The sequence below is a fragment of the Paraburkholderia sp. J76 genome, assembly GCF_905220295.1.
Lineage (GTDB): Bacteria > Pseudomonadota > Gammaproteobacteria > Burkholderiales > Burkholderiaceae > Paraburkholderia.
In genome coordinates this window covers 1-20,456 of record NZ_CAJMZJ010000005.1, presented here as the reverse complement: position 1 = coordinate 20,456, position 20,456 = coordinate 1, and the positions used below count along the sequence as shown (strand labels likewise).

The following is a 20,456-nucleotide window of genomic DNA, read 5'->3' as shown; positions in this document are numbered from 1 at the left end:
AAGAACTTCAAAGTATGTGGAAATGCCATCATGGCCGACGGGCTTTCAGAGGGAGCATCAAGGTCATCGGATGGATCGGTGATTCCCGGAAACCGTAGTGCTCATAGAACTGCTTGGCGCGCTCGTTTAACGCGTGCACAAGCAACGCGCGGACACCGGCGTGTTCCGCGACGGATTGCACGCGAAAGACTGCGTCCTGGAGCACGGCCGCGCCGAGCTTGACGCCTTGCACGCGAGCATCGACGGCCAGCCTTGCAAGCACTACCACCGGCACCGGATCAGGCATGTTGCGCCGAATGGCACTCGTGGGCTCCTGATGCGCGACGGCGCCCGCTGCCAGGGCGTAGTACCCCCGTACGCATTGGTCGGAGTCGACCACGATGAAGGTGCGGCTCGCGCCGTTTAGATGATTGGCCAGTGCGCGTCGCTTCAGCCAGTCATCCAGCGATGGCTCGCCACAATTGAACCCGTCCAGTCGATGCGTTGCGGTAAGTGGTTGCGGTGCCGAAAGCCGTATGTTCATGCCTTGTCTGTGTTCCACGGGGCCTTGACGGCCATCAGGCGCTCAAGCCCGGAACTGGCGTCTTGCCGCGCGTCGAGCAATGCAGTGAACTGCCGGAACCGCTCCTCGTCGAGGCTGAAAAAGACCTGGTCCAATACGATCGCCTTCGCTCGCTCGCACGCGGCTTCCAGCATGAAATCCGAACGATTCTTGCCCAGCAGGCTGGCGGCGTGATCGATCAGGTCGCGCTGCTCGGGCAGCGCGCGCAAATTAATAGAAGCGTCACGCATGACATTGCTCCCTTAATGTATATACAATAGATACACATCCTAGGTGAGTGTGTATTTATTGTCAATACGCGGCGACGACGCGGCCAGGTTCACAGCACGGTTCAATTCACCGCCGCGATATCGCGCTCCTCGGGCCCACGCAGACCGTCGAGCCGCGCGGGCCGGCCCACGCCATAACCCTGCGCGTAGTCCACACCCATCGCGATCATCCAGTCCACGATGGCGGCGTCCTCCACGCACTCGGCAATCGTCAGCTTGCCGGCGGCGTGCGCGACCTGATTGATCGAACGCACGATGGCCTGATCCAGCGGACTGTCCACGATGCCGCGTATGAAACTGCCGTCGATCTTCAGATAGTCGACGTGCAGATGCTTGAGGTAGTTGAACGACGACATGCCCGCGCCGAAGTCGTCGAGCGCGAAGCGGCAACCCTGGGCGCGCAGGCGCTCGATTAGCCTGATCGCGCCGTCCATGTTCGTGATCGCGGCAGTCTCGGTGATCTCGAAGCAAACCCGCTCGAACGGGATCGACCAGATGCGCTGCTGCTCCTCGATATAGTCGGCGAGTTGCTCGTCGCCGAGCGAAGCGCCCGAGAGGTTGATCGACCACGTGCCGTATTCGTGTGTGCCTGCGGCGATCATCGCGAACGCGCTCGCGATCACCCACCGGTCGATGGCCGGCATGAGGTCGAAGCGCTCCGCCGCGCCGATGAATGCGGAGGGCTCGACAAGCGCGCCCGAGGCGCTCTGCATGCGCAACAGCAGTTCGACGTGCGTATCGTCGGCTGACGAGGCTGGCGCGAGCGAGAGGATCTTCTGGCCGAACAGGCAGAACTGGCCGTTTTCGAGCGCCGCCTTGATGTCGGAAACCCACGCCATCTGCGCGTGCGTTTGCGAGAGTTCCTCGTCGTCGTAGCGAAAGCGGTGCACGCGGTTGCGGCCTTTCTTCTTCGCCATGTAGCACGCCACGTCGGCGGCCTTCATCACTTCCTTCACCGAAACGAGTCCCGCGGCGTCAGCGACCAGGCCGATGCTCACGCTCGTCTGCACGATGCGCCCGGCGCCCGTGAAGCGGATCGCGGCGACGCCCGCGCGCAGGTTCTCCGCGAGCAGCGACGCGTGCGCCGCCGTGCAGTGCGGCATCACCACGCCGAATTCGTCGCCGCCCAGGCGGGCAATGATGTCCTCGCCGCGCAACTCGCTTTGGAGCACGCGGCAGACCTGGCGGATCAGTTCGTCGCCGGTGGAATGGCCGCACGTGTCGTTGACGACCTTGAACTGGTCGAGGTCGAGAAACATGACCGCGTGTCCGGGCTGCGCACTGCCGCCGTCTTCGAGCAGCGCGGCGAGGCGCCGCTCGAATTCGCGGCGGTTGTAGAGGTCGGTGAGTTCGTCGTGGGTCGCCTGGTAGGCGAGGCGTGCGGCATGTTCGCGCAGTGCGCTCACGTCGTAGAGCACGATGACGGTACCGATCACGCGGCGTTGCGCGTCGCGCAGCTTCGACACCGAGTAATCGACCGCGAGGCGCGAGCCGTTCGGACGCATCACGTGGAGATTCGCGCCGCCTGCGCCGTTTGTCGCACCGGTCGCGTCTGCCGCTTGCGATTTCATCAGGATATCGAAGCGTTGCGGTTCGTGGGCGTCGTCGCGCAGGTCGCAGACCGTATCGAACGGCTGCGCGAGCATGTCGGCGCCCGCGCGGCCAAGCATGCGTTCGGCCACGGCGTTGCAGTAGGTCACGCGCGCGTTCTCGTCGGTGCGGATCACCGCTTCGCCGATCGAGGCCAGCGTGACTTCGGCCAGTTCGCGCTCCGTATAGGCCTTCGCTTCGGCAGTCCTTAGCTCGGAGATGTCGAACAGGCAGCCGACCATGCGCACGGCGCGCCCGCGCGCGTCGCGCACCGCCTGGCCGCGAGCGCGGCACCAGCAGTAGCTGCCCGCGAGCGTGCGCAGACGAAACTCGACGTCGAAAACCGTTGCGCGCGCAAGGTGTTGGCGCAGTGCGTGGCGCACGAGCGTGAGGTCGTCCGGATGCACGAGCTGGGTGAGACCCGTGTCGGTTTCGAAGCGCGTGCCCACGTCGTAGCCGAGCTGCGCGTAGAGCCAGTTTGAAAAGTAGCATTGCCGGCTGCCGACTTCCCAGTCCCAAAGTCCGGCGTTGATGCCTTCGAAGCCTAGCGTGAGGCGCTCTTCGTTCTTGCGCACCTCGGCTTCCAGGCGGTCGCTGCGGGCGAGCGCGCGCCGGATGAATTGCGAGAACACGCCGAGCAGCAGGATCGCGGAAGCGCCGAGCGCGAGGGTGAGAAGCGAGCGCGTGGCGCGCGCGGCGTCGTCGAGCGAGCGGGAGAACCCGCTTTCGATGGGCGCGAGCTGGTGGTCGATCTCGCGCAGTTCGCGCACGAGCGCGGCGGACTCCGGCGCGTGCAGTTTGCCCGCCTGCACGAGCGCATGCAGACGCTCGCCCGTATCGGCCAGACGCAGAATATAGTGGTCGCCGATGTCCCAGAACGCCACGGCCGGGCGCATCCACGGCGTGCGCTTGAGCGTGCGGTAGCCCCACGTCATGCCGTCCATGTCGTCGGGCGCGATGCGACCCAGCTCGAAGCCGTGCCGGATCGCCGCGGTGTCCGGCTGCGCGCGGTTCATCTCCAGCTTCGCCGCGCGGTCGCCGAGCGGCACGGCGATGCCGGCGAGGAACGTGCGGTAATCCGTTTCGTCGCCCGTGCGCGCATAGCGCTCCAGCGCGTGCACCGCATCCTTCTGGCCCTTCGACCAGCTACTTTCCCCCGCCACATACGCGAGCAGGATCGCCATGATCGCGAGACTGGCCGCGGCGATCGCCGCCATGACGGCGGCGAGCAGCCATAGCGGCAGCAGGACCGCGGTCGTGCGCCGCAATCCGCGCCAGCCGGGGGCGAGCCGGCTCGTCTCCGTCTTGATGGGTCTCTTCATGCTTCACCGGTTCCTTCAGCTGGCAAGGTGAAATGAGAGCGCACGCCGGGGGCTAAGACCGGCGTCCTGATCGGAATAACGGCGGAGGCAGAGGGAGGCTTTAGGTTTTAGCCGGAGCGTTCGATGAAAAGAGCAGACGCCCGTGCGGCGGGACGGTTGCCCGGCCGGTCATTCTGGCGCTTCGGTTTCCGGTGCCGTCGCCACGGGCGGCGTTGGAGGCAGGACCGATTCGAGCGAGCGCGCGCCGGCCGCGAGCGCGCGCTTTTCGCGCGGAGTGAGGCGCTTGACCCAGTATTCGGCGCTCGAGGCGCGCGCGCGGTCGACGAACTCGAATTGCGCGAGCACCTGCACCGGCTTGCGCGAGCGCGTGTAGCGCGCGCCCGTGCCGCTCGCATGCTGCGCGAAGCGGGCGGCGACGTCGATGGCGATGCCCGTGTAGACGCTGCCGTCGGCGCATTCGAGCATGTAGAGGAACCACGGCATAGTTCTGGAAGCGATGATCGTTATGGACTAAGGCGTTTTCGGGACACTTGCGCGTGCTTCACGCCCACGAGTTTTACGCACACTTCACGCACGAAAAGGATTGCGCTCATTCAGCTCATGCATATACGCGTGAATGTGGTTCGTTTCGCTTTCGAGAAAACGCGCGACGGCGTCGGAGAACGCAGGATGCGCGAGCCAGTGCGCCGAGCGCGTGGCGGTGGGCAGGAAACCGCGCGCCATCTTGTGTTCGCCTTGCGCGCCGCCTTCGAACACATCGAGCTTTTCCTCGATGCAGAATTCGAGCGGCTGATAGTACGCGGTCTCGAAGTGCAGGCAGGGCACATGTTCGAGCGCGCCCCAGTAGCGGCCGTACAGTGTGCCGCCTTCGCCGTTCTCCCCGCGCTGCCACACCACGAGCGAACTCGCGATCGGCTTGCCCTCGCGTTCGGCGATCACGAGCAGCAGGTTTTCCGGCATCGTCTCGCCGATCATGCGGAAGAAGTCGAGATTCAGGTACGGCGACGAAAAATGCTCGCGGTAGGTTTGCCGGTAGCAGCGGCTGAAAAAGCGCCACTCGGCGTCGCCGATGTCCTCGCCGCGCACGCGCCGCATCGTCACGCCCGCCTCGCGCACCTTGCGGCGTTCCGCGCGGATGTTCTTGCGTTTCTTCTGTTCGAGCGTCGAGAGAAAGTCCTCGAAGTCGCGATAGCCGTCGTTGAGCCAGTGAAACTGCACGCCTTCGCGCTGCATCATGCCAAGGTCGGTCAGCGCCTCGGCGTCTTCGGTCGTCGGGAAGAGCACGTGCAGCGACGAGACATCGGCCTGTTCGGCGAAGGCGAGCAGCGTCGCGGCCAGATGGCGGCGCGCGGCGGCGTCGGCGGCGATCAGGCGCGTGCCCTGCACGGGCGTGAACGGCACGGCGCACAGGAGCTTCGGGTAGTACTCGAGGCCGTTGCGCTTGTAGGCGTCGGCCCAGGCCCAGTCGAACACATACTCCCCGTACGAGTGGCCCTTGAGATACACCGGCGCCGCGGCGGCGAGGCGCCCCGTGCGCGTGTCGGTGAGCGTGACGAACTGCGCGGCCCAGCCCTCGTTCGGCGTGGTGCAGCGCGTGGCGTCGAGCGCCGCGAGGAATTCGTGGCGTAAAAAGGGCGTGGGCTGCGCCTGGCGCGCGAGCAGCGCGTTCCATTCGGCGGCGTCGACCTCGGACGGTGAGGCGAGGATGCCCGTGCGATAATCGAAATGATCCTGGTTCATGCGTGCCCGTTGGCGTGGGAAGCGGCGAGGATGTTTCAGCAGCGCCTGCCGCGGCAAACGGTCATGGTAAAGCAAACGTCCTTCGCGGGTGAGGACCGCCGCGCCTCGTGCGGCGACTTCCAGGCCGGCATCCGCGACATCCGGCCGGCATCAGGCAGCCCGAACGTCAGCGCGCGCTTTCGCAGGCAGCGCGCCCGCCTCAAGGTTATCGAAATGAAAGAGCGCTTCTTCAATCTTTATACGCACGGCTTTGCGCGCGTGGCCGTGGGCGTGCCACGCTGCCGCGTAGCCGATCCCGCATTCAACGCCACCGAAACGCTCGCACTCGCGCGCGAGGCCGCCGCGAAGGGCGCGGCGCTGGTCGCGTTTCCCGAGCTTGGCCTTTCGGCCTATACCTGCGACGACCTGTTCCATCAGCAAGCGTTGCTCGACGCGTGCGAGCGCGCGCTCGCGCAGATCGTGGAAGCGTCGGCCGCGCTGCCGCTCGTGATGATCGTGGGTCTGCCGGTGCGTGCGGGGCACTCGCTCTTCAACTGCGCCGCCGTCGTGGCGGGCGGGCGCGTGGCCGGTGTCGTGCCGAAGAGCTTCCTGCCGAACTACGGCGAGTTCTACGAGCCGCGCCAGTTCAGTCCCGCCGATGTCGCGACGGCCGATACCGTGCGCCTCGCCGGCGCGGACGTGCCGTTCGGCGCGTCGCTGCTGTTCGACGTGCCGCAGGTCGCGGGTCTGCGCTTTCACGTGGAAATCTGCGAAGACGTCTGGGTGCCGATTCCCCCGTCGTCGTTCGCGGCGCTCGCGGGCGCTTCGGTGCTCGTGAATCTTTCGGCGTCGAACGTCGTGGTGGGCAAGGCGGGCTACCGTCAGCAACTGGTGTCGCAACAATCGGCGCGTTGTCTCGCTGCGTATCTGTACACTTCGGCGGGCAAGGGCGAATCCACCACCGACATGGCGTGGGACGGCCACGCGCTAGTTTGCGAAAACGGCGAAATGCTCGCGCAATCGGAACGTTTCTCCGACGACTCGCACCTCATCTTCGCCGATGTCGATCTTGCGCGGCTGCGGCAGGAACGCATCCGCCAGACCACGTTCGGCGATTCGATCCGCCGCTACGCCGGCGAAGTCGCGAAGTTCCGCGTGGTTGCCTGCGAACTGGCGGGTGAACTGGCAGGCGAGGGCGCGTGGGCGCGCGACACGCTCGCGCTGTCGCGCCGCGTGGAGCGCTTCCCTTACGTGCCGTCCGATCCGAAGCGCCGCGACGAGCGCTGCAACGAGGTCTACAACATCCAGGTGCAGGCGCTCGTGCAGCGGCTTTCGCAGGCGGGCATCAAGAAGGTGGTGATCGGCGTCTCCGGCGGGCTCGACTCCACGCATGCGCTGCTCGTGTGTGCCAAGGCGATGGACCGGCTGAACCTGCCGCGCGCGAACATCCTCGCGTACACCATGCCCGGATTCGCGACGAGCGAGCGCACGCTTCGCCAGGCGCGCGAGCTGATGGCGCTCGTGGGCTGCACGGCGCGCGAAATCGACATTCGCCAGAGCTGCATGCAGATGCTCGAAGACCTCGGCCATCCGTATTCGGAGGGCAAGGAAACCTACGACATCACCTTCGAAAACGTGCAGGCGGGCGAGCGCACGAATCACCTGTTTCGCCTCGCCAATTTCAATCACGCCATCGTGATCGGCACGGGCGACCTTTCCGAGCTTGCGCTCGGCTGGTGCACGTACGGCGTGGGTGATCACATGTCGCACTATAACGTGAACGCGAGCGTGCCGAAAACGCTCATCACGCACCTCGTGCGCTGGGTGGCCGAAACCGGCCAGATTGGCCAGAACGGGGAGAGCGGCCGCGACGTGCTCGAAGCGATTCTCGCCACCGACATCAGTCCCGAACTGATCCCGGGCAAGTCCGACGGCGCACCCGAGCAGAAAACCGAGAGCACGATCGGCCCGTACGAACTGCAGGACTTCAACCTCTACTACACGCTGCGCTTCGGCTTTGCGCCTTCGAAGGTCGCGTTCCTCGCGCGCCACGCGTGGGGCGACCGCGAAGCCGGGGCGTGGCCCGAGAATGCGAAGGTCGTGCGCAATCAGTACGATCTCGCGGCGATCAAGCGCAATCTGCGCATCTTCCTCGACCGTTTCTTCCGGCAGAGCCAGTTCAAACGCACCTGTGTTCCGAATGCGCCGAAGGTCGGCTCGGGCGGCTCGCTCTCGCCGCGCGGCGACTGGCGCGCGCCGAGCGATTCGGAGTCCGTGGTGTGGCTCGCCGATCTGGAGCGGGTGCCCGACGAAGCGAACGGGGCCACTGCGGCGGCCGCGGGCAAGCTCTCGGCGTGAGCGTCAGCCGCCCAGCGTAGAATCCCGATAGGTTCTGAAATTTCCGACAAATCCGATAACGAGACGAGGTTCGCCATGAAACGCATTACTGCCGTGATCAAACCGTTCAAGCTCGACGAAGTGCGCGAGGCGCTCGCCGAAGTGGGCCTCACGGGCCTGACCGTCACCGAGGTCAAGGGCTTCGGCCGCCAGAAAGGCCATACTGAGCTGTACCGCGGCGCCGAATACGTGGTCGACTTTTTGCCTAAGGTGAAGATCGAAGTGGTGGTGGCGAACGATCAGGCCGACCAGGTGATCGACGCGATCATCGGCGCGGCGCGCACGGGCAAGATTGGCGACGGCAAGATTTTCGTGACCGACGTGGAGCGCGTGATCCGCATCCGCACGGGCGAGGAGAACGAAGCGGCGGTTTGACGCCGCGCTATTCACCTTCACCAATAGAAAAGGGGACGGCGCTGCTTTCGCGGGCCGTCCCCAGCATAAAAAACGGTGCGATACCCTTTCGGACACCGCACCGATACGCGCCTCTCGCAGCAGCGTGAAAACGTCGATGTAGCTGTTCTTTCTACACCCGGTTCAAATTAGAACGAGTGCTGGATACCTGCGTACACGCCAACCTGGCTGTGGCCCGGGAGCGGGTTGCCGGTTGCGGCCGCCGTACCGAAGTTGTTGGCGTTCAGGCCGAAGTTGGCCGTCTTGCTGTTCTGCACCGTGCCAGCCTGGATGTCGAGCAGCGTGCGCTTGGACAGGTTGTACGAACCGCCAACCGTGTACAGCGTGGCGTTGCCGCCGCCGTTGTTCGCATTGACGTGGTAGACCGCCGCGATCAGCGCTGCAGCCGGCGTCATTTGCCACGTCACGCCGCCCCACTCGTGGTCGAGCGTCGTCGGCTGGCCGATGATGCCCGGGTTCATGCCCGACGAACGGATGGCTTCGTAGCCGCCCTGAACCTTGAATGCGCCGAGGAACAGGTTGAACATGGCCATGTAGTCACGCGAGTAAGCGAACGCGCCGTTGCCGTTGCCCGGCGTGCCGGTCGGCGTTGCATTGCCGCCGTTGAGCGCGTCGTAGACGCCGCCCAGTTGACCGTTGTTCGGATTGCGGATTTCGTCATACAGACCGCGGATCTGGAACAGCGAGCTGGTGTAGGTGAGCTGCAGGCCAGCTTCGCGACCCGACGCCGTCGAGCCGTTGCCGTTCCAGTTCGTGGCGTTCGAGAACGCGTACTGGCCGTACACGTCGAAGCCCGCCCAGTTCGGCGACTGGTACGAAATGTTGTTGCTCGATTGCGGCCAGTTGCGGCCACGGACCATCGAAGCCGACGACCAGTTCGACTGACCGAACGGGTCGAAGTCCCAAATGCCGTTGGAGATGAACAGCATGCGGCCAGCGAGCAGCGTACCGAACTGGTCGTTCGCTACACCGACAGTCGCCCAGCGATTCCAGATCGAGCCGGCCGAGCCGAGCGAGCCGTTAGCCGTGCTGAAGCTGCCTTCAAGGTGGAACAGAACCTTGTTGCCGCCACCGATGTCTTCAACGCCCTTCATGCCCCAGAGGCTGGTGCCCCAGTAGCCGCTTTCGAGCTGAACCTGGCTGGAGCCGTGCGTGGCTTGACCATTCGCGCCCGTGCCGGCGCCAATGCCGTTCATGTACGCCACACCCATGTCGAGGCGGCCGTAGAGCGTGACGCTGCTTTGTGCATGCGCGATCACGCCAGCCGACATCAATGCTGCGGCGAGCAAAGCTTTCTTCATCTTCTCCTCCATACCCTGTCAAAGAGTCAACCTTAGTACTGCGAAAGACGTCCGTGCGCTTGGCGGCGCCGCGAACAGAAATCGTCGCGTAAGGGAGAATTGCCCCGGAGATCGGCGTACGGGCTTTTGCCACTGCATGACCCGCGTTGGGTCGTCATGCAGATCCCCTGGTTGACTGGCATCTCCCGTTCTTTTTGAAGTGAAACTACTTTTAATGAACTTTGTTTTGCTACTTTGGTTACTAATTTAGCAAAAAAGGTCCGCGCTGGCGAACAAATTCGTGCTCGCACCCCACGGTGTCGTCAAATTGCAATATGCCCTTCCTGGATGGTGGTCAGAGAGGTACTACAAATGGGTCGGAAGCCTTACGGAATAAGGGACTCACGTCAATCGAATGGCTCAGTTCAGGATTGCCACTATTGACGAGAGATTTCGCAAGGAGTAATGCGAAAAACGCCACTTTTGGGTGCGAACGGACGGCTTTTTGAGGTAAAAAGACGAAAAAAGAAAAGGCGCCGTAAGCGCCTTGTAATACTACTTTTACTACATCGCCGAAAGCGGACGATTCGGGCGGCCGCGTTACTTGAGACTGCCCGAAAGGAACTGGCGCAGACGCTCGCTCTTCGGATTGGCGAACACCTCGGCCGGCTGGCCTTCCTCCTCCACGAGTCCCTTGTGCAGGAACATGACGTGGTTCGAAACGTTGCGCGCGAAACCCATTTCGTGGGTGACCACGATCATCGTGCGGCCTTCCTCGGCGAGCTTCTGCATGACCTTGAGCACTTCGCCCACGAGTTCGGGGTCGAGCGCCGAAGTGGGCTCGTCGAAAAGCATGACGTCGGGGTGCATGGCGAGCGCGCGGGCAATCGCCACGCGCTGTTGCTGGCCGCCCGAGAGATGCGAGGGATATTGCTTTTCCACACGCGGCGCGAGACCGACCTTCTCCAGATAGGTGCGCGCGCGATCTTCGGCTTCCTTGCGCGGCAGACCCAGCACATGCACCGGCGCCTCGATCACGTTTTCGAGCACCGACATGTGCGACCACAGGTTGAAGTGCTGGAACACCATCGCGAGCTTGGTGCGCACGCGCTGGAGCTGCTTTGCGTCGGCGGGGTGGAGCGCGCCCGTGCGCTTGTCGGCGCGCGTGGCGACTTCTTCGCCGTCCACCACGATGCGCCCCGCGTTCGGCTGCTCGAGGAAGTTAATGCAACGCAGCATCGTGCTCTTGCCCGAGCCCGACGAGCCGATCACGCTGATCACGTCGCCGGCATTGGCCTTCAGGGACACGCCTTTCAGGACCTCGTTGTCGCCGTACTTCTTGTGGATGGAGTCGACGTACAGCTTCTGCTTCTGGGAATTCATCTGTTGACCTCTAGCGGGCTCACTTGCCTTGCGGTCGCAGGTATGCGAGCCAGCGGCGCTCGGCCTGGCGGAACAGCCAGACGAGCGTGAAAGAAATGATCAGGTACAGCAGGGCGGCGATGCCGAACGCGCCGAACGACTGATATGTCGCCGAGTTCACGTCGCGCGCGATCTTCAGGATGTCGGGCACGGTGGCCGTGAAGGCGACGGTCGTCGCGTGCAGCATCAGGATGACTTCGTTGCTGTAGTAGGGCAGCGCGCGGCGCAGCGCCGAAGGCAGGATCACGCGGCGGTACAGCGTGAATTGCGACATGCCGTACGCGCGCGCGGCCTCGATCTCGCCGTAGGGCGTGGCCTTGATCGCGCCCGCGAAAATCTCCGTGGTGTACGCGCAGGTGTTGAGCGTGAACGCAAGCAGCGTGCAGTTCATGCCGCTCCTGAAGAACGCGCTCGTGAGTTCGTGGTTGCGCACGATCTCCAGGCTGTAGAGGCCTGTGTAGCACAGCAGCAACTGCACGTAGAGCGGCGTGCCGCGGAAGATATACGTGTAGAGCCACACGAGCCCGGCGAGCCACTTCTTCTTCGACACGCGTGCCACGGCGAGCGGCACGGAAAGGCAGAAGCCGAGCCCGATCGAGATGACGAGCAGCCACAGCGTGATGACCACGCCGCTGAAGTGGTAGCCGTCGGAGAAGAGATAGTTGCGCCAGTATTGCTGGATCAGTTGTACGAAGTCTTGCATGGTCTTGGCCTCGCGCGATTCAGAGATCCGCCTTGCGCACACCGGTGGAGTAGCGCTTGTCGAGATACATCAGCACGAAGTTGGAGACCGTGGTGATGACGAGATAGATCGCGCCGGCGAGCAGCGTGAAGAAGAAGAAACGCAACGTGCCCTTGCCGGCGTCCTGGCTGGCCTTCACGACGTCGGCGAGACCGATGATCGAGACGAGCGCCGTGGACTTCACGAGCACCTGCCAGTTATTGCCGATGCCGGGCAGCGCGAAACGCATCATCTGCGGGAACATGATGCGCGTGAACACCTGCCAGTTCGTCATGCCGTAGGCGTGGCCCGCTTCGAGCTGGCCGCGCGGCACCGCGAGGAACGCGCCGCGAAACGTTTCGGTGAAGTACGCGCCGTAGATGAAGCCGAGCACGACCACGCCCGCGAGGAACGGGTCGATGTCGATCTGATCCCAGCCGAGCATGTCGGTGAGATTGTTCAGCCAGATCTGGATGCTGTAGAAGAGCAGCAGCATGAGCACGAGATCGGGCACGCCGCGAATGAGCGTGGTATAGAGCGTGCCCGCGCCGTACGCGACGCGGTTTTTGGAGAGCTTGGCCGCCGCGCCGATCAGCCCGAGCACGAACGAAAGCGCGAGCGACAGCACGGCGAGCTTGACGGTCTGCCAGGTGCCGGCGAGGATCAGCGGGCCGTAGCCTTGAAGAAACATGGGCGAGTCCTTGACGGTGCGTTTCTCACACCGCGAAAGGCGCGGCGCTTGTCTGCCGCGGTTCAAATCCGTTCCTGGCCGCGCGGTGTGGTGTGCGATGTTGCTTACGCACGCGGCCGATGCGATTGCGCTCGTGAGCGCGCCTGTGACTGTATACGAAGCCCGGTGGCGGTCTATCGGGGAGCCCCCGGGGCTTTTCGTGAGTCGTGGCGCGCGGCGCGAGCGGTGATGTCTCGTTGTTTATTTACCTGCGTGTGCGTTCCCGTTCACTTGCCTTTGTAGATATCGAAGTCGAAGTACTGCTTCGCGATCTTGTCGAACGTGCCGTCGGCATGAATCGCGGCCAGCGCCGCGTTGAACTTCGCCTTGAGGTCGGCGTCGTTCTTTCGCAGGCCGATCGCGGTGCCGTCGCCGATCGTCGCCGGATCTTCCACTTCCGGGCCCGCCCACGCGAAGCCCTTGCCGCGCGGCGTTTTCAGGAAGCCGAAGTCGGCCTGGACCTCGTCTTGCAGCGTCGCGTCGAGGCGTCCCGCGATCAGATCCTGGTAGACCTGATCCTGATTCTGGTACGAGATCACGTTCACGCCCTGCGCCGCCCAGTGCGCCTTCGCGTACGCCTCCTGGGTCGAGCCCTGCTCGACGCCCACGTTCTTGCCCTTGAGCGAGGCCGGCGTCGGCAGCAGCGGCGAGCCCGTGCGCGCGAGCATGCGTGCGGGCGCATCGAACATTTTCGCGGAGTAGTCGATTTGCTGGGCGCGCTGCGGCGTGACGGTCAGCGACGACACGATCGCGTCGAACTTGCGGGCCTTGAGCGCCGGGATGATGCCGTCGAGGTCGTTTTCGACCCAGACGCACTTCACGTTCATGCGCGCGCACAGGGCTTTCGTGAGGTCGACGTCGAAACCGACGATCTGCCCGTTGGGCGCTTTGGACTCGAACGGCGCATAGCTGGCGTCCACGCCGATGCGCACCGTTTTCCACTCTTTGGCGGCGGCGCTGCCCGCGATCAGGGCCAGCGCCACGCACACTGCAAACTTCTTCATCATTCTCCTGTCGGGGCGGAGCGAGTGGTTTTGCATTCACTCCAGTCCCTTGCACGGCTGATACGGGCGGCGCGGTAAGGGGAGCGCGGCCGAAGTGGCGCGGTTACGGCTTGTGACCGTTGGCCGCCATTCTAGGCGATCAAAAATGCGGGTCGGAAAGCGCGGCGCATTCCGGGTGTAGCTTCCCGGCCCCCCAGGCGCGCGCTGGCCGAAAAGCGCGGTATTTTACCCGAAGCCCGGGGGCGTGCCAGTCTGACTGAGGGCAATGCGGGCAGCGCAGCCCATTGATGCCGCTGGCGAAACGATGCGGTGCGCCGCTGCGGATTGTGCAAGCGGGCCACTGCCCTTACCTTCGGACATCGACATGATTGACCGGAGATTGCCATGCTGACCATCCGACGCGCCGACGAACGCGGCCACGCCAACCACGGCTGGCTCGATTCGTACCACAGCTTTTCGTTTGCCGACTATTTCGACGAGGCGCATATGCACTACGGTGCGCTGCGGGTGCTCAACGACGACCGCATCGCGGGCGGCCAGGGCTTCGGCGCGCACGGCCATCGCGATATGGAGATCGTGACCTACGTGCTTTCCGGCGCGCTCGCACACCGCGACAGCATGGGCAACGGCTCGACCATCCGCCCCGGCGACGTGCAGCGCATGAGTGCCGGAACGGGCGTGATGCACAGCGAGTTCAACGGCTCGAAGGAAGAAGAGGCGCATTTGCTGCAGATCTGGCTGCTGCCGCGCGAGCGCGGCGGGGCGCCCGGCTACGAGGAAAAGCGCTTCGACGATGCCGGCAAGCGCGGGCGGCTGCGCCTCGTTGCCTCGCCCGATGGCCGTGACGGCTCGGTGACGGTGCAGTCGGACGCCTCGATCTACGCGGGGCTCGTGGACGGCGAGGAGCGCATCGAGTATGCGGTGCCCGCGGGGCGGCGCGTTTATCTGCATGTGGCGCGCGGCGCGCTGGACGTGAACGGCCAGCGCCTCGAAGCGGGCGACGCCGCGATGATCGAAGCCGAGGCGGTCGTTTCGCTCGCGAACGGCGCAGCGGCCGAAGTGCTGCTGTTCGATCTGGCCTGAGCATCGGGGCGTCCGGGCATCTGGACGGTTGAGCGCAAAGGGCGGGCAACCGGGCGCGCCATAAAAAAAGCGCCGCGGGGTGCGAATCCCGCGGCGCTTTGTCGCTTCGGCACGCGCCGCGCTGAGGCGGCGCGTGAGCGGCCCGCTTACTGCTGCGGAGCCGGCGCCGCAGCGCCGCCCTTGTGGTGCTGCTCCCAGCGCTGACGCATCTGCTCGTGGCGCTGTTCCATCTTCGCGAAGCGATCCTTGATCGCCGTGCTCACGGTCGTCTTCTGCTGGTCGTTCAGGCCGTTGTAGAAGGCGAGCCACGCCTGCGAGGTTTGCTCGCGCAGTTGCTGGTTCTGCTGCTCGACCTGCTCGTGCGCCGCGTGCATGGCGTTCAGATCGAGGATGGGCTGGTTCTTCATCGAATCGAACTGCTGCTTCATCTGCTCGTGGTTCTTGCGCATGGCCTGACCGTTCTGCTTCATCGTGTCGAGCGCGGCCTGCCATTGCTTTTCCTGCGCGGCGTTCAGGTTCAGCTTGTCGTGCAGCTTCTTGAAGCCGAGCATGAAGTCGCCGTGCATGCCGGGACCGTGATGCATCATGCCGGGACCGCCCGCGGGCGGCGGCGGGGTCTGGGCGTTGGCGGCGGTGGCGCCCACGGTGAGCGCGAGCGAGGCGGCGGCGATGGCGAGAAGGCGCGAAGTCGTCTTGTACATGGTGATGCTCCTGACAAATCCTTGAGGGTTTTATCCGGTTTGGCGCGGCGCTTCCGGGGATGGTGGCGCTCGCAACCGGTGTCCCTAGCGTATCGGCGCCGCGGGTTGCGCGTGTTACGGGGCAAGCCGCCGAAATTACGCGACATTACACGCGCCTTTCGCGGTAACACCTCGTAACCCGGGTGGAAGACCTGTAAGCAAACGGCCCGCGTGCGCGCGTTACACTTCATCCCATGGCTACTCAAATCCTTGTCGTCGACGACGACCTCGAACTACGCGACCTCCTGCGCGACTATCTGGCGCGCCAGGGCATGGAAGTCTCGGTGCTGCACGACGCCGGCTCGCTGGAGCGGCGGCTCGAGCGCGAGCGCCCCGACCTGATCGTGCTCGACCTGATGATGCCGGGCGTGGACGGGCTGACCGCGCTGCGCAAGCTGCGCGCGGCCGGCGACGACATTCCGGTCATCATGCTCACGGCGCGCGCGGACGACGTGGACCGCATCGTCGGCCTCGAACTCGGCGCGGACGACTACCTCGGCAAGCCGTTCAACCCGCGCGAGCTGCTCGCGCGCGTGCAGGCGGTGCTGCGCCGGCGCCGCACGGTGCCTTCGGCGGCGGCGCCCGAGCAGCGCGAGCCGTACGCGTTCGGCCGCTTCACGCTCGACTTCCAGTCGCGCACGCTGCAGCAGGAGGGCAAGCCCATCATGCTGTCGGGCAGCGAGTTCGCGCTCCTGAAGATTTTCGTGAACCACCCCATGCGCACGCTCACGCGCGAGCGCCTGCTGGAACTGCTGCACGGTCCCGAGTACGACGGCACCGACCGCGGCATCGACGTGCAGGTGTGGCGTCTACGGCGCATTCTCGAAAGCGACCCGTCCACGCCGCGCTTCATCCAGACCGTGCGCGGCCGCGGCTACGTGTTCGTGCCCGACGGGGAGCAGGGCAGCCATGCGCCGGCCGGTTGATTCGCTATTCGGGCGCCTGGCGGTCATCTTCGTCGGCGTTCTGCTGGTGTCGCACGTCGCCTGGTTCACGCTCATGCGCGTCGAACACAACCAGATGCAAACGCGCTACGCCGTAGAGGAAGCCACCTTCCTCGTCGACGCGGTGCGCCAGCACGTCCAGCGCGAGCCCGACCAGCCGCTGCCTTCGCGCGTGCAACTCGTCGACCCCGCAAGCCCCGCCGTGCCGCCCGTCACCGACCGCATGCCCGAGCCGCTGCGCCGTTTCATCGACGACGTGCGCGAGCGCATGCCGCCCGGCACCGACGTGCGCGTCGGGCCGCCCGGGGGGCCGCCCACGCTGTGGGTGCGCGGGCCGCAAGACGCCCGCTGGATCGTCCTGCCGGGCCAGCCGCTGCGCATCATGCGGCCGCTCGACAAGTTTCTGCCGTGGGTCATCACCATTTTTGCCACCGCCGTGATTGCCGCGCTCGTGGCCGCGTGGATGCTGCAACAGCCGCTCAGCGCGCTCGCGCAGGCCGTGGGCCGGTTCGGCCGCGGCGAGCCGGTGCCGCCCGTGCCCGAACGCGGGCCGCGCGAACTGCGCCAGCTCACGCTGGGTTTCAACCAGATGGTCAAGGAAGTCGAGCGCACCGAGAAAGACCGCGCCGTCATGCTGGCGGGCGTGGCGCACGATCTGAAGACGCCGCTTGCGCGGCTGCGCCTGCGCGCCGAAATGATGGACGAGGAAAAGGTGCGCGACGGCGTGGTGCGCGACGTGGAGTCGATGGCGCACATCGTCGACCAGTTTCTGGTGTTCGCGCACGACGGCGCCGATCGCAGCGAGCCCGTCGAGGTGGACGATCAGTGCGAGCGCATCGCGCGCAACCACCGCACGGCGAACGGCGAGACGATCGCGATCGAAACGCACCTGCGCGCGGGCCCCGAGTTTCGGCTACCCGCGGCCACGCTCGAACGCGTGGTTTCAAACCTGCTCGACAACGCGCATGCATATGGCGCGCCGCCCGTCGTGATCGAGAGCGAGCGCGGCGCGACGAGCTTTTCGCTCACGGTGCGCGACCATGGCACGGGCATTCCCGACCAGGATCTCACGCAGGCGAGCCGGCCGTTCGTGCGGCTGGATCCCGCGCGCGGCGGCAACGGCCACAGCGGCCTCGGTCTTGCCATCGTCGAGCGGCTCGTACGCCGCGCGGGCGGCGAACTCTCGATCGGCAACGGCGAAAGCGGCGGTCTCGCCGTGCGCATGACGTTTGCGTTCGACGTGGTGGAGCGCACCGTGACGGAAGCGGCGCAGATCTGGTAAGGCGCGGTCGAGTGGTTTGCGCAGCCCGCACCGCTCAGGTGGGGCAACGCCAGGTGGGTGCCGGGTGCGGCCGGCGAGGTGCGGCCGGCGAGGTGTGGCCGGCGAGGTGGCTCAGGCCGTGAAGAGCGTGTCGAGCGCGGAGGCCGCGTCGTTGTCCACCGTGTTGTAGGTCACGGTGTCGGCTTCGAAAATATAGTGCGTGGTGTACTTGCCGAGGCGGGCAAGAATCTCTTCCTGAATCAGCTCGGGCGTGGCGTCGAGTTTCAGGTACCACGCGGTCGATGACAGGCGCGTCTGGAACGCGCCGTACTCGACCATCAACTGGTCGAACGCGAGCGCATCCTGATCGCGGCAGACAATGACCAGATTTCCCTTCATGCATGCCTCCAGATTTTGTGCGGAACACCGAAGTGGCGCGGTTTGACTCATGCGCGCCGCATGGGCTGGCGCGCATCGTTCATCCCATCATACCGCGCCTCGCCGGTTCGGCCGGGCGAGTCCCGCAGCCTCGTACGGGCATCTTTCGCGTGAGGAGTCGCCCCGGCTCGTTGCGCGCTCACCAGGTCGGCGCGGCCGCGCGCGGCGGCACCACGCCCTCGGCCGTCATGGCTTCGCAACGGTCGCGTCCGCCCGCCTTCGCCATGTAGAGCGCGAGATCGGCGCGGCTCATCAGCCGCTCGGGCTGATCCTGCGCGGCGGCAAGCTCGGTCACGCCGATGCTCACGCTCACGCTCGCTTCCTCGGGCAGTTCGGCGCAAATGCGCTTGCCGAGTTGCTGGCGCAGGCGGTCGAGCACCGTGAGGCTCGTGGCAAGCGAGGTCGCGGGCAGCAGGATGCCGAACTCCTCGCCGCCCAGACGGCCCACGGCGTCGTCGGCGCGCAGTTCGGCGCGGCAGGTCTCCACGAAATGCTGGAGCGCGCGGTCGCCCGCGGGATGGCCGAAGCGGTCGTTGATCTGCTTGAAGTAGTCGAGGTCGGCGATCGCCATGCACAGCGGCTTGCCCGCGGCATAGGCCACGTCGATCTCGCGGCGCAGCAGGTCGAGGAAGTAGCGCCGCGAGAGCGCACCGGTCAGGGCGTCGTGGCGCGCCTCGGCGGCGAGCAGGGCGTTCGCGGCCTGCAACTGCCCGGCGAGATCGCGGCTCGCGTGGTGCAGACGCCGCTCGCGCACCCACGAAACCGAGATCACCGCCGCGAGCGCCGCCGTGCCCGCGAGCGTGAGGAAAATGAGGAGCCGGTCGCGCTGGTGGTTCGCGATCAGCTCGGACCACGCATTGACCGGATCGACGAGATGCGCCGAGAGCCCCGAATTCAGGCCGCCCCGCTGTTCGTAGAGGGCGGGCGCGCGCTGGCCAGGCAAGTCGATCATTTGCGCGGCGTCGGCGCGTGGAAGCCACGGCGCCTCGCGCAACGCGGCCTTCGAGGCCGAGCGCAATTCGAGCGGCGCGAAGCGCTCGCGCAGATAAGTGTTCACGCGGTCCACCGCGTTCATTTCCGCGACGTGCGAGCCCGGCAGCGCGCGCCCTTCGAGCGCGCTGTCGTGGGCCATGATGATGACGCCGTTGCTGTCCGCGACGAAGGTGCCCGGGTGGGCAACCCAGTGGCGCAGCCGCGCGATGCTGACTTTCGCGACCACGGCGCCGACCAGCAGGCCGTCGTCGTAGGCGGGCGCGGCGACGAAGATACCCGGCTCGCCGCTGGCCGTCCCCACGCCGTAGGCTTCGGAAAACGCCCCGAGCAGCGTGTCGTTCAGATACGCGCGCGGGCGCATGTCCACGCCTACATAGGAGATCTTTTCGAGCGCATTGCTCGACGCGATGCAGATGCCGTTGGCGTTGACGAGCCAGATCGCATCGAGCCCGGAGAAGCCCTGGGCGTCGTGCAGGAACCGGTCGACGCCCGCGAGCGCCGGCACGCCTTGCAGTTCCTTGCGCCGCGCCAGTTCCGTCGAATCGCTCGACGCGGCATAATGCGCGGCCTCGGTGAGCGCCTGCTGGACGACGCGGGTTTCGGCCATCGTCGCCGGAATGGCGCGTGACATGGCGAGGTCGCTCGCGATCACTTCGGCCATGTTGTCGACGACCGAGCGCATCATCTGGCGCTGGCCGGTGAGCGCGGCCTCGAACTCCTGGCGGACCATGCGGTCCGCTAGCCAGTCGGCCGCCGCCCAGCAGACGAGCGCGACCACCACGACCCCGATGGGTCCGGCTGCCTGGCGCAAGAGTCTCCTGTTCATCGGCCTTCTGGTTCGTAAGTGATAGTGAGGCGTGAGTGTCGGCGCTCTCGGCGTCGGTGCGCCACTGACAGAGCGTGTCGATTTTACCCCTCGAACGGGGATGGCGAGCCCGCTGTCGAACCCAGGGCGCAGCGTGGCGAGCCGGCGCGCGTGAACGGCGCAGCCCAAGCGGATCGCTAACATGCAATCCGCATGCTGTCAGCACGGCGGTAAGCGGCGCTAAGCGGGCCGCGAGAGAGGCGAGGGGCGTGCAGTGCGGCTTCGGCCGCCGGGTCCATGCGCGCGCCAGCGTGTGGCGCGCAAGCGACGCTCGCTGGCGTCAGTGGCCTCGATGAGGCAGGCACAACAGCACGTTGTGTCATCAGGGCGTCATCGATGCGTCATCACGATGTCGTGCAGAAGCTGCGCGCGGCGCGTTCTGGAAGCTGTCCAGAAGCCCGGCGAAAGCGCCACGAAAGCCCGCGCGGTGCGGCTTTCGTGACGTGGCGGGCGCGGTTGTGAGTGTCATGAAGGTTGTAGTAGTGTCGTGCCGTTTCAGTCGAAGCAAGCCAGTCGCGAGCCGCCAGCCTCAGGTTGCAACCGGCGCGCGCGGTGCGTGCCGTGTCATCAACGCCAACGAAATTCTGTGTCCATGCGCCTTGCCCTGGTCGATTTGCCTTCCTCGCAGCATGTGCAACGCCTGTCCGGCGGCACGGACGCCCTGTCGTCCGGTTTTCCGAAGTCCCGCGCGGAGGGCGTCTG

18 protein-coding genes are annotated in these 20,456 nt (G+C 65.5%); 5 read left to right on the top strand and 13 right to left on the bottom strand.

Translation table 11 applies throughout. The features are described 5' to 3' along the window. Positions 1-28 precede the first annotated feature (28 nt). The 5 genes from U5768_RS11385 to U5768_RS11365 form a co-directional block, all read right to left on the bottom strand. On the bottom strand, positions 29-523 hold the full coding sequence (locus U5768_RS11385; protein WP_322030501.1) for a GNAT family N-acetyltransferase: 495 nt from the start codon (positions 521-523) through the stop codon (positions 29-31). Next, a complete protein-coding gene (locus tag U5768_RS11380; RefSeq protein ID WP_322030500.1) occupies positions 520-792 on the bottom strand; it encodes a DUF1778 domain-containing protein in 273 nt (90 codons plus the stop codon). The genes U5768_RS11385 and U5768_RS11380 overlap by 4 nt, the downstream gene beginning before the upstream one ends. A gap of 101 nt (positions 793-893) precedes the next feature. Continuing rightward, the gene (locus U5768_RS11375) at positions 894-3,743 is read right to left on the bottom strand and encodes an EAL domain-containing protein (RefSeq protein ID WP_322030499.1); all 2,850 of its coding nucleotides are present in this window, start codon (positions 3,741-3,743) and stop codon (positions 894-896) included. 168 nt (positions 3,744-3,911) lie between these two features. After that, positions 3,912-4,226 carry a GIY-YIG nuclease family protein gene (locus U5768_RS11370; RefSeq protein WP_322030498.1) on the bottom strand — a complete coding sequence of 105 codons (315 nt, stop codon included), beginning with the start codon at positions 4,224-4,226 and terminating at the stop codon, positions 3,912-3,914. An 84-nt stretch (positions 4,227-4,310) separates the two neighbouring features. Continuing rightward, complete coding sequence (locus U5768_RS11365; protein ID WP_322030497.1) at positions 4,311-5,483, bottom strand: GNAT family N-acetyltransferase; 1,173 nt, start codon at positions 5,481-5,483, stop codon at positions 4,311-4,313. Between the two features lie 213 nt (positions 5,484-5,696). On the opposite strand from U5768_RS11365, the gene U5768_RS11360 reads away from it, so the two are divergent. Then, entirely contained in the window at positions 5,697-7,820 is a 2,124-nt protein-coding gene (locus U5768_RS11360; RefSeq protein ID WP_322030833.1) for an NAD(+) synthase, read from the top strand. A gap of 75 nt (positions 7,821-7,895) precedes the next feature. Next, complete coding sequence (locus tag U5768_RS11355) at positions 7,896-8,234, top strand: P-II family nitrogen regulator (protein ID WP_027795598.1); 339 nt, start codon at positions 7,896-7,898, stop codon at positions 8,232-8,234. A 167-nt stretch (positions 8,235-8,401) separates the two neighbouring features. Here the strand turns inward: U5768_RS11355 and U5768_RS11350 are convergent, their stop codons facing one another. The 5 genes from U5768_RS11350 to U5768_RS11330 all read right to left on the bottom strand — a co-directional run bounded on the left by U5768_RS11350 (position 8,402) and on the right by U5768_RS11330 (position 13,430). Continuing rightward, a complete protein-coding gene (locus U5768_RS11350) occupies positions 8,402-9,574 on the bottom strand; it encodes a porin (RefSeq protein WP_322030496.1) in 1,173 nt (390 codons plus the stop codon). 579 nt (positions 9,575-10,153) lie between these two features. Beyond that, positions 10,154-10,936, bottom strand: coding sequence for an ABC transporter ATP-binding protein (locus U5768_RS11345; protein ID WP_322030495.1), 783 nt, complete (start codon positions 10,934-10,936; stop codon positions 10,154-10,156). A 19-nt stretch (positions 10,937-10,955) separates the two neighbouring features. Then, positions 10,956-11,678 carry an ABC transporter permease gene (locus U5768_RS11340; RefSeq protein WP_322030494.1) on the bottom strand — a complete coding sequence of 241 codons (723 nt, stop codon included), beginning with the start codon at positions 11,676-11,678 and terminating at the stop codon, positions 10,956-10,958. A 19-nt stretch (positions 11,679-11,697) separates the two neighbouring features. Beyond that, positions 11,698-12,387 (bottom strand): histidine ABC transporter permease HisQ, encoded by a 690-nt coding sequence (locus U5768_RS11335; protein WP_322030493.1) that lies wholly within the window; start codon positions 12,385-12,387, stop codon positions 11,698-11,700. Between the two features lie 266 nt (positions 12,388-12,653). Then, positions 12,654-13,430, bottom strand: a complete 777-nt coding sequence (locus U5768_RS11330; protein WP_322030492.1) for an ABC transporter substrate-binding protein — start codon at positions 13,428-13,430, stop codon at positions 12,654-12,656. A gap of 384 nt (positions 13,431-13,814) precedes the next feature. Between U5768_RS11330 and U5768_RS11325 the strand changes: the two genes are divergently transcribed. Beyond that, a complete protein-coding gene (locus U5768_RS11325; RefSeq protein ID WP_322030491.1) occupies positions 13,815-14,513 on the top strand; it encodes a pirin family protein in 699 nt (232 codons plus the stop codon). A gap of 146 nt (positions 14,514-14,659) precedes the next feature. On the opposite strand, the gene U5768_RS11320 is transcribed toward U5768_RS11325, so the two are convergent. Continuing rightward, positions 14,660-15,214, bottom strand: a complete 555-nt coding sequence (locus U5768_RS11320; RefSeq protein ID WP_322030490.1) for a periplasmic heavy metal sensor — start codon at positions 15,212-15,214, stop codon at positions 14,660-14,662. Positions 15,215-15,447: 233 nt separating this feature from the next. On the opposite strand from U5768_RS11320, the gene U5768_RS11315 reads away from it, so the two are divergent. Together U5768_RS11315 and U5768_RS11310 are read left to right on the top strand one after the other, a co-directional pair. After that, entirely contained in the window at positions 15,448-16,179 is a 732-nt protein-coding gene (locus U5768_RS11315; protein WP_322030489.1) for a response regulator, read from the top strand. Further along, positions 16,163-17,479 (top strand): ATP-binding protein, encoded by a 1,317-nt coding sequence (locus tag U5768_RS11310; RefSeq protein WP_322030488.1) that lies wholly within the window; start codon positions 16,163-16,165, stop codon positions 17,477-17,479. Before U5768_RS11315 ends, U5768_RS11310 begins: the two co-directional genes overlap by 17 nt. Before the next feature lie 111 nt (positions 17,480-17,590). Here U5768_RS11310 and U5768_RS11305 read toward each other — a convergent pair whose 3' ends face one another. Next, a complete protein-coding gene (locus tag U5768_RS11305; protein WP_322030487.1) occupies positions 17,591-17,857 on the bottom strand; it encodes a hypothetical protein in 267 nt (88 codons plus the stop codon). A gap of 178 nt (positions 17,858-18,035) precedes the next feature. Beyond that, the gene (locus U5768_RS11300) at positions 18,036-19,715 is read right to left on the bottom strand and encodes a diguanylate cyclase (RefSeq protein ID WP_322030486.1); all 1,680 of its coding nucleotides are present in this window, start codon (positions 19,713-19,715) and stop codon (positions 18,036-18,038) included. Positions 19,716-20,456: the final 741 nt, after the last annotated feature.

Excerpts from the sequence above, each read along its gene's own strand:
- U5768_RS11310 (WP_322030488.1), top strand. The coding sequence starts at position 16,163 with ATGCGCCGGCCGGTTGATTCGCTATTCGGGCGCCTGGCGGTCATCTTC.
- U5768_RS11330 (WP_322030492.1), bottom strand. The coding sequence starts at position 13,430 with ATGAAGAAGTTTGCAGTGTGCGTGGCGCTGGCCCTGATCGCGGGCAGC.
- U5768_RS11340 (WP_322030494.1), bottom strand. The coding sequence starts at position 11,678 with ATGCAAGACTTCGTACAACTGATCCAGCAATACTGGCGCAACTATCTC.
- U5768_RS11385 (WP_322030501.1), bottom strand. The coding sequence starts at position 523 with ATGAACATACGGCTTTCGGCACCGCAACCACTTACCGCAACGCATCGA.
- U5768_RS11370 (WP_322030498.1), bottom strand. The coding sequence starts at position 4,226 with ATGCCGTGGTTCCTCTACATGCTCGAATGCGCCGACGGCAGCGTCTAC.
- U5768_RS11315 (WP_322030489.1), top strand. The coding sequence starts at position 15,448 with ATGGCTACTCAAATCCTTGTCGTCGACGACGACCTCGAACTACGCGAC.
- U5768_RS11300 (WP_322030486.1), bottom strand. The coding sequence starts at position 19,715 with ATGAACAGGAGACTCTTGCGCCAGGCAGCCGGACCCATCGGGGTCGTG.
- U5768_RS11365 (WP_322030497.1), bottom strand. The coding sequence starts at position 5,483 with ATGAACCAGGATCATTTCGATTATCGCACGGGCATCCTCGCCTCACCG.
- U5768_RS11320 (WP_322030490.1), bottom strand. The coding sequence starts at position 15,214 with ATGTACAAGACGACTTCGCGCCTTCTCGCCATCGCCGCCGCCTCGCTC.
- U5768_RS11350 (WP_322030496.1), bottom strand. The coding sequence starts at position 9,574 with ATGAAGAAAGCTTTGCTCGCCGCAGCATTGATGTCGGCTGGCGTGATC.
- U5768_RS11305 (WP_322030487.1), bottom strand. The coding sequence starts at position 17,857 with ATGAAGGGAAATCTGGTCATTGTCTGCCGCGATCAGGATGCGCTCGCG.
- U5768_RS11355 (WP_027795598.1), top strand. The coding sequence starts at position 7,896 with ATGAAACGCATTACTGCCGTGATCAAACCGTTCAAGCTCGACGAAGTG.
- U5768_RS11345 (WP_322030495.1), bottom strand. The coding sequence starts at position 10,936 with ATGAATTCCCAGAAGCAGAAGCTGTACGTCGACTCCATCCACAAGAAG.
- U5768_RS11360 (WP_322030833.1), top strand. The coding sequence starts at position 5,697 with ATGAAAGAGCGCTTCTTCAATCTTTATACGCACGGCTTTGCGCGCGTG.
- U5768_RS11375 (WP_322030499.1), bottom strand. The coding sequence starts at position 3,743 with ATGAAGAGACCCATCAAGACGGAGACGAGCCGGCTCGCCCCCGGCTGG.
- U5768_RS11325 (WP_322030491.1), top strand. The coding sequence starts at position 13,815 with ATGCTGACCATCCGACGCGCCGACGAACGCGGCCACGCCAACCACGGC.
- U5768_RS11380 (WP_322030500.1), bottom strand. The coding sequence starts at position 792 with ATGCGTGACGCTTCTATTAATTTGCGCGCGCTGCCCGAGCAGCGCGAC.
- U5768_RS11335 (WP_322030493.1), bottom strand. The coding sequence starts at position 12,387 with ATGTTTCTTCAAGGCTACGGCCCGCTGATCCTCGCCGGCACCTGGCAG.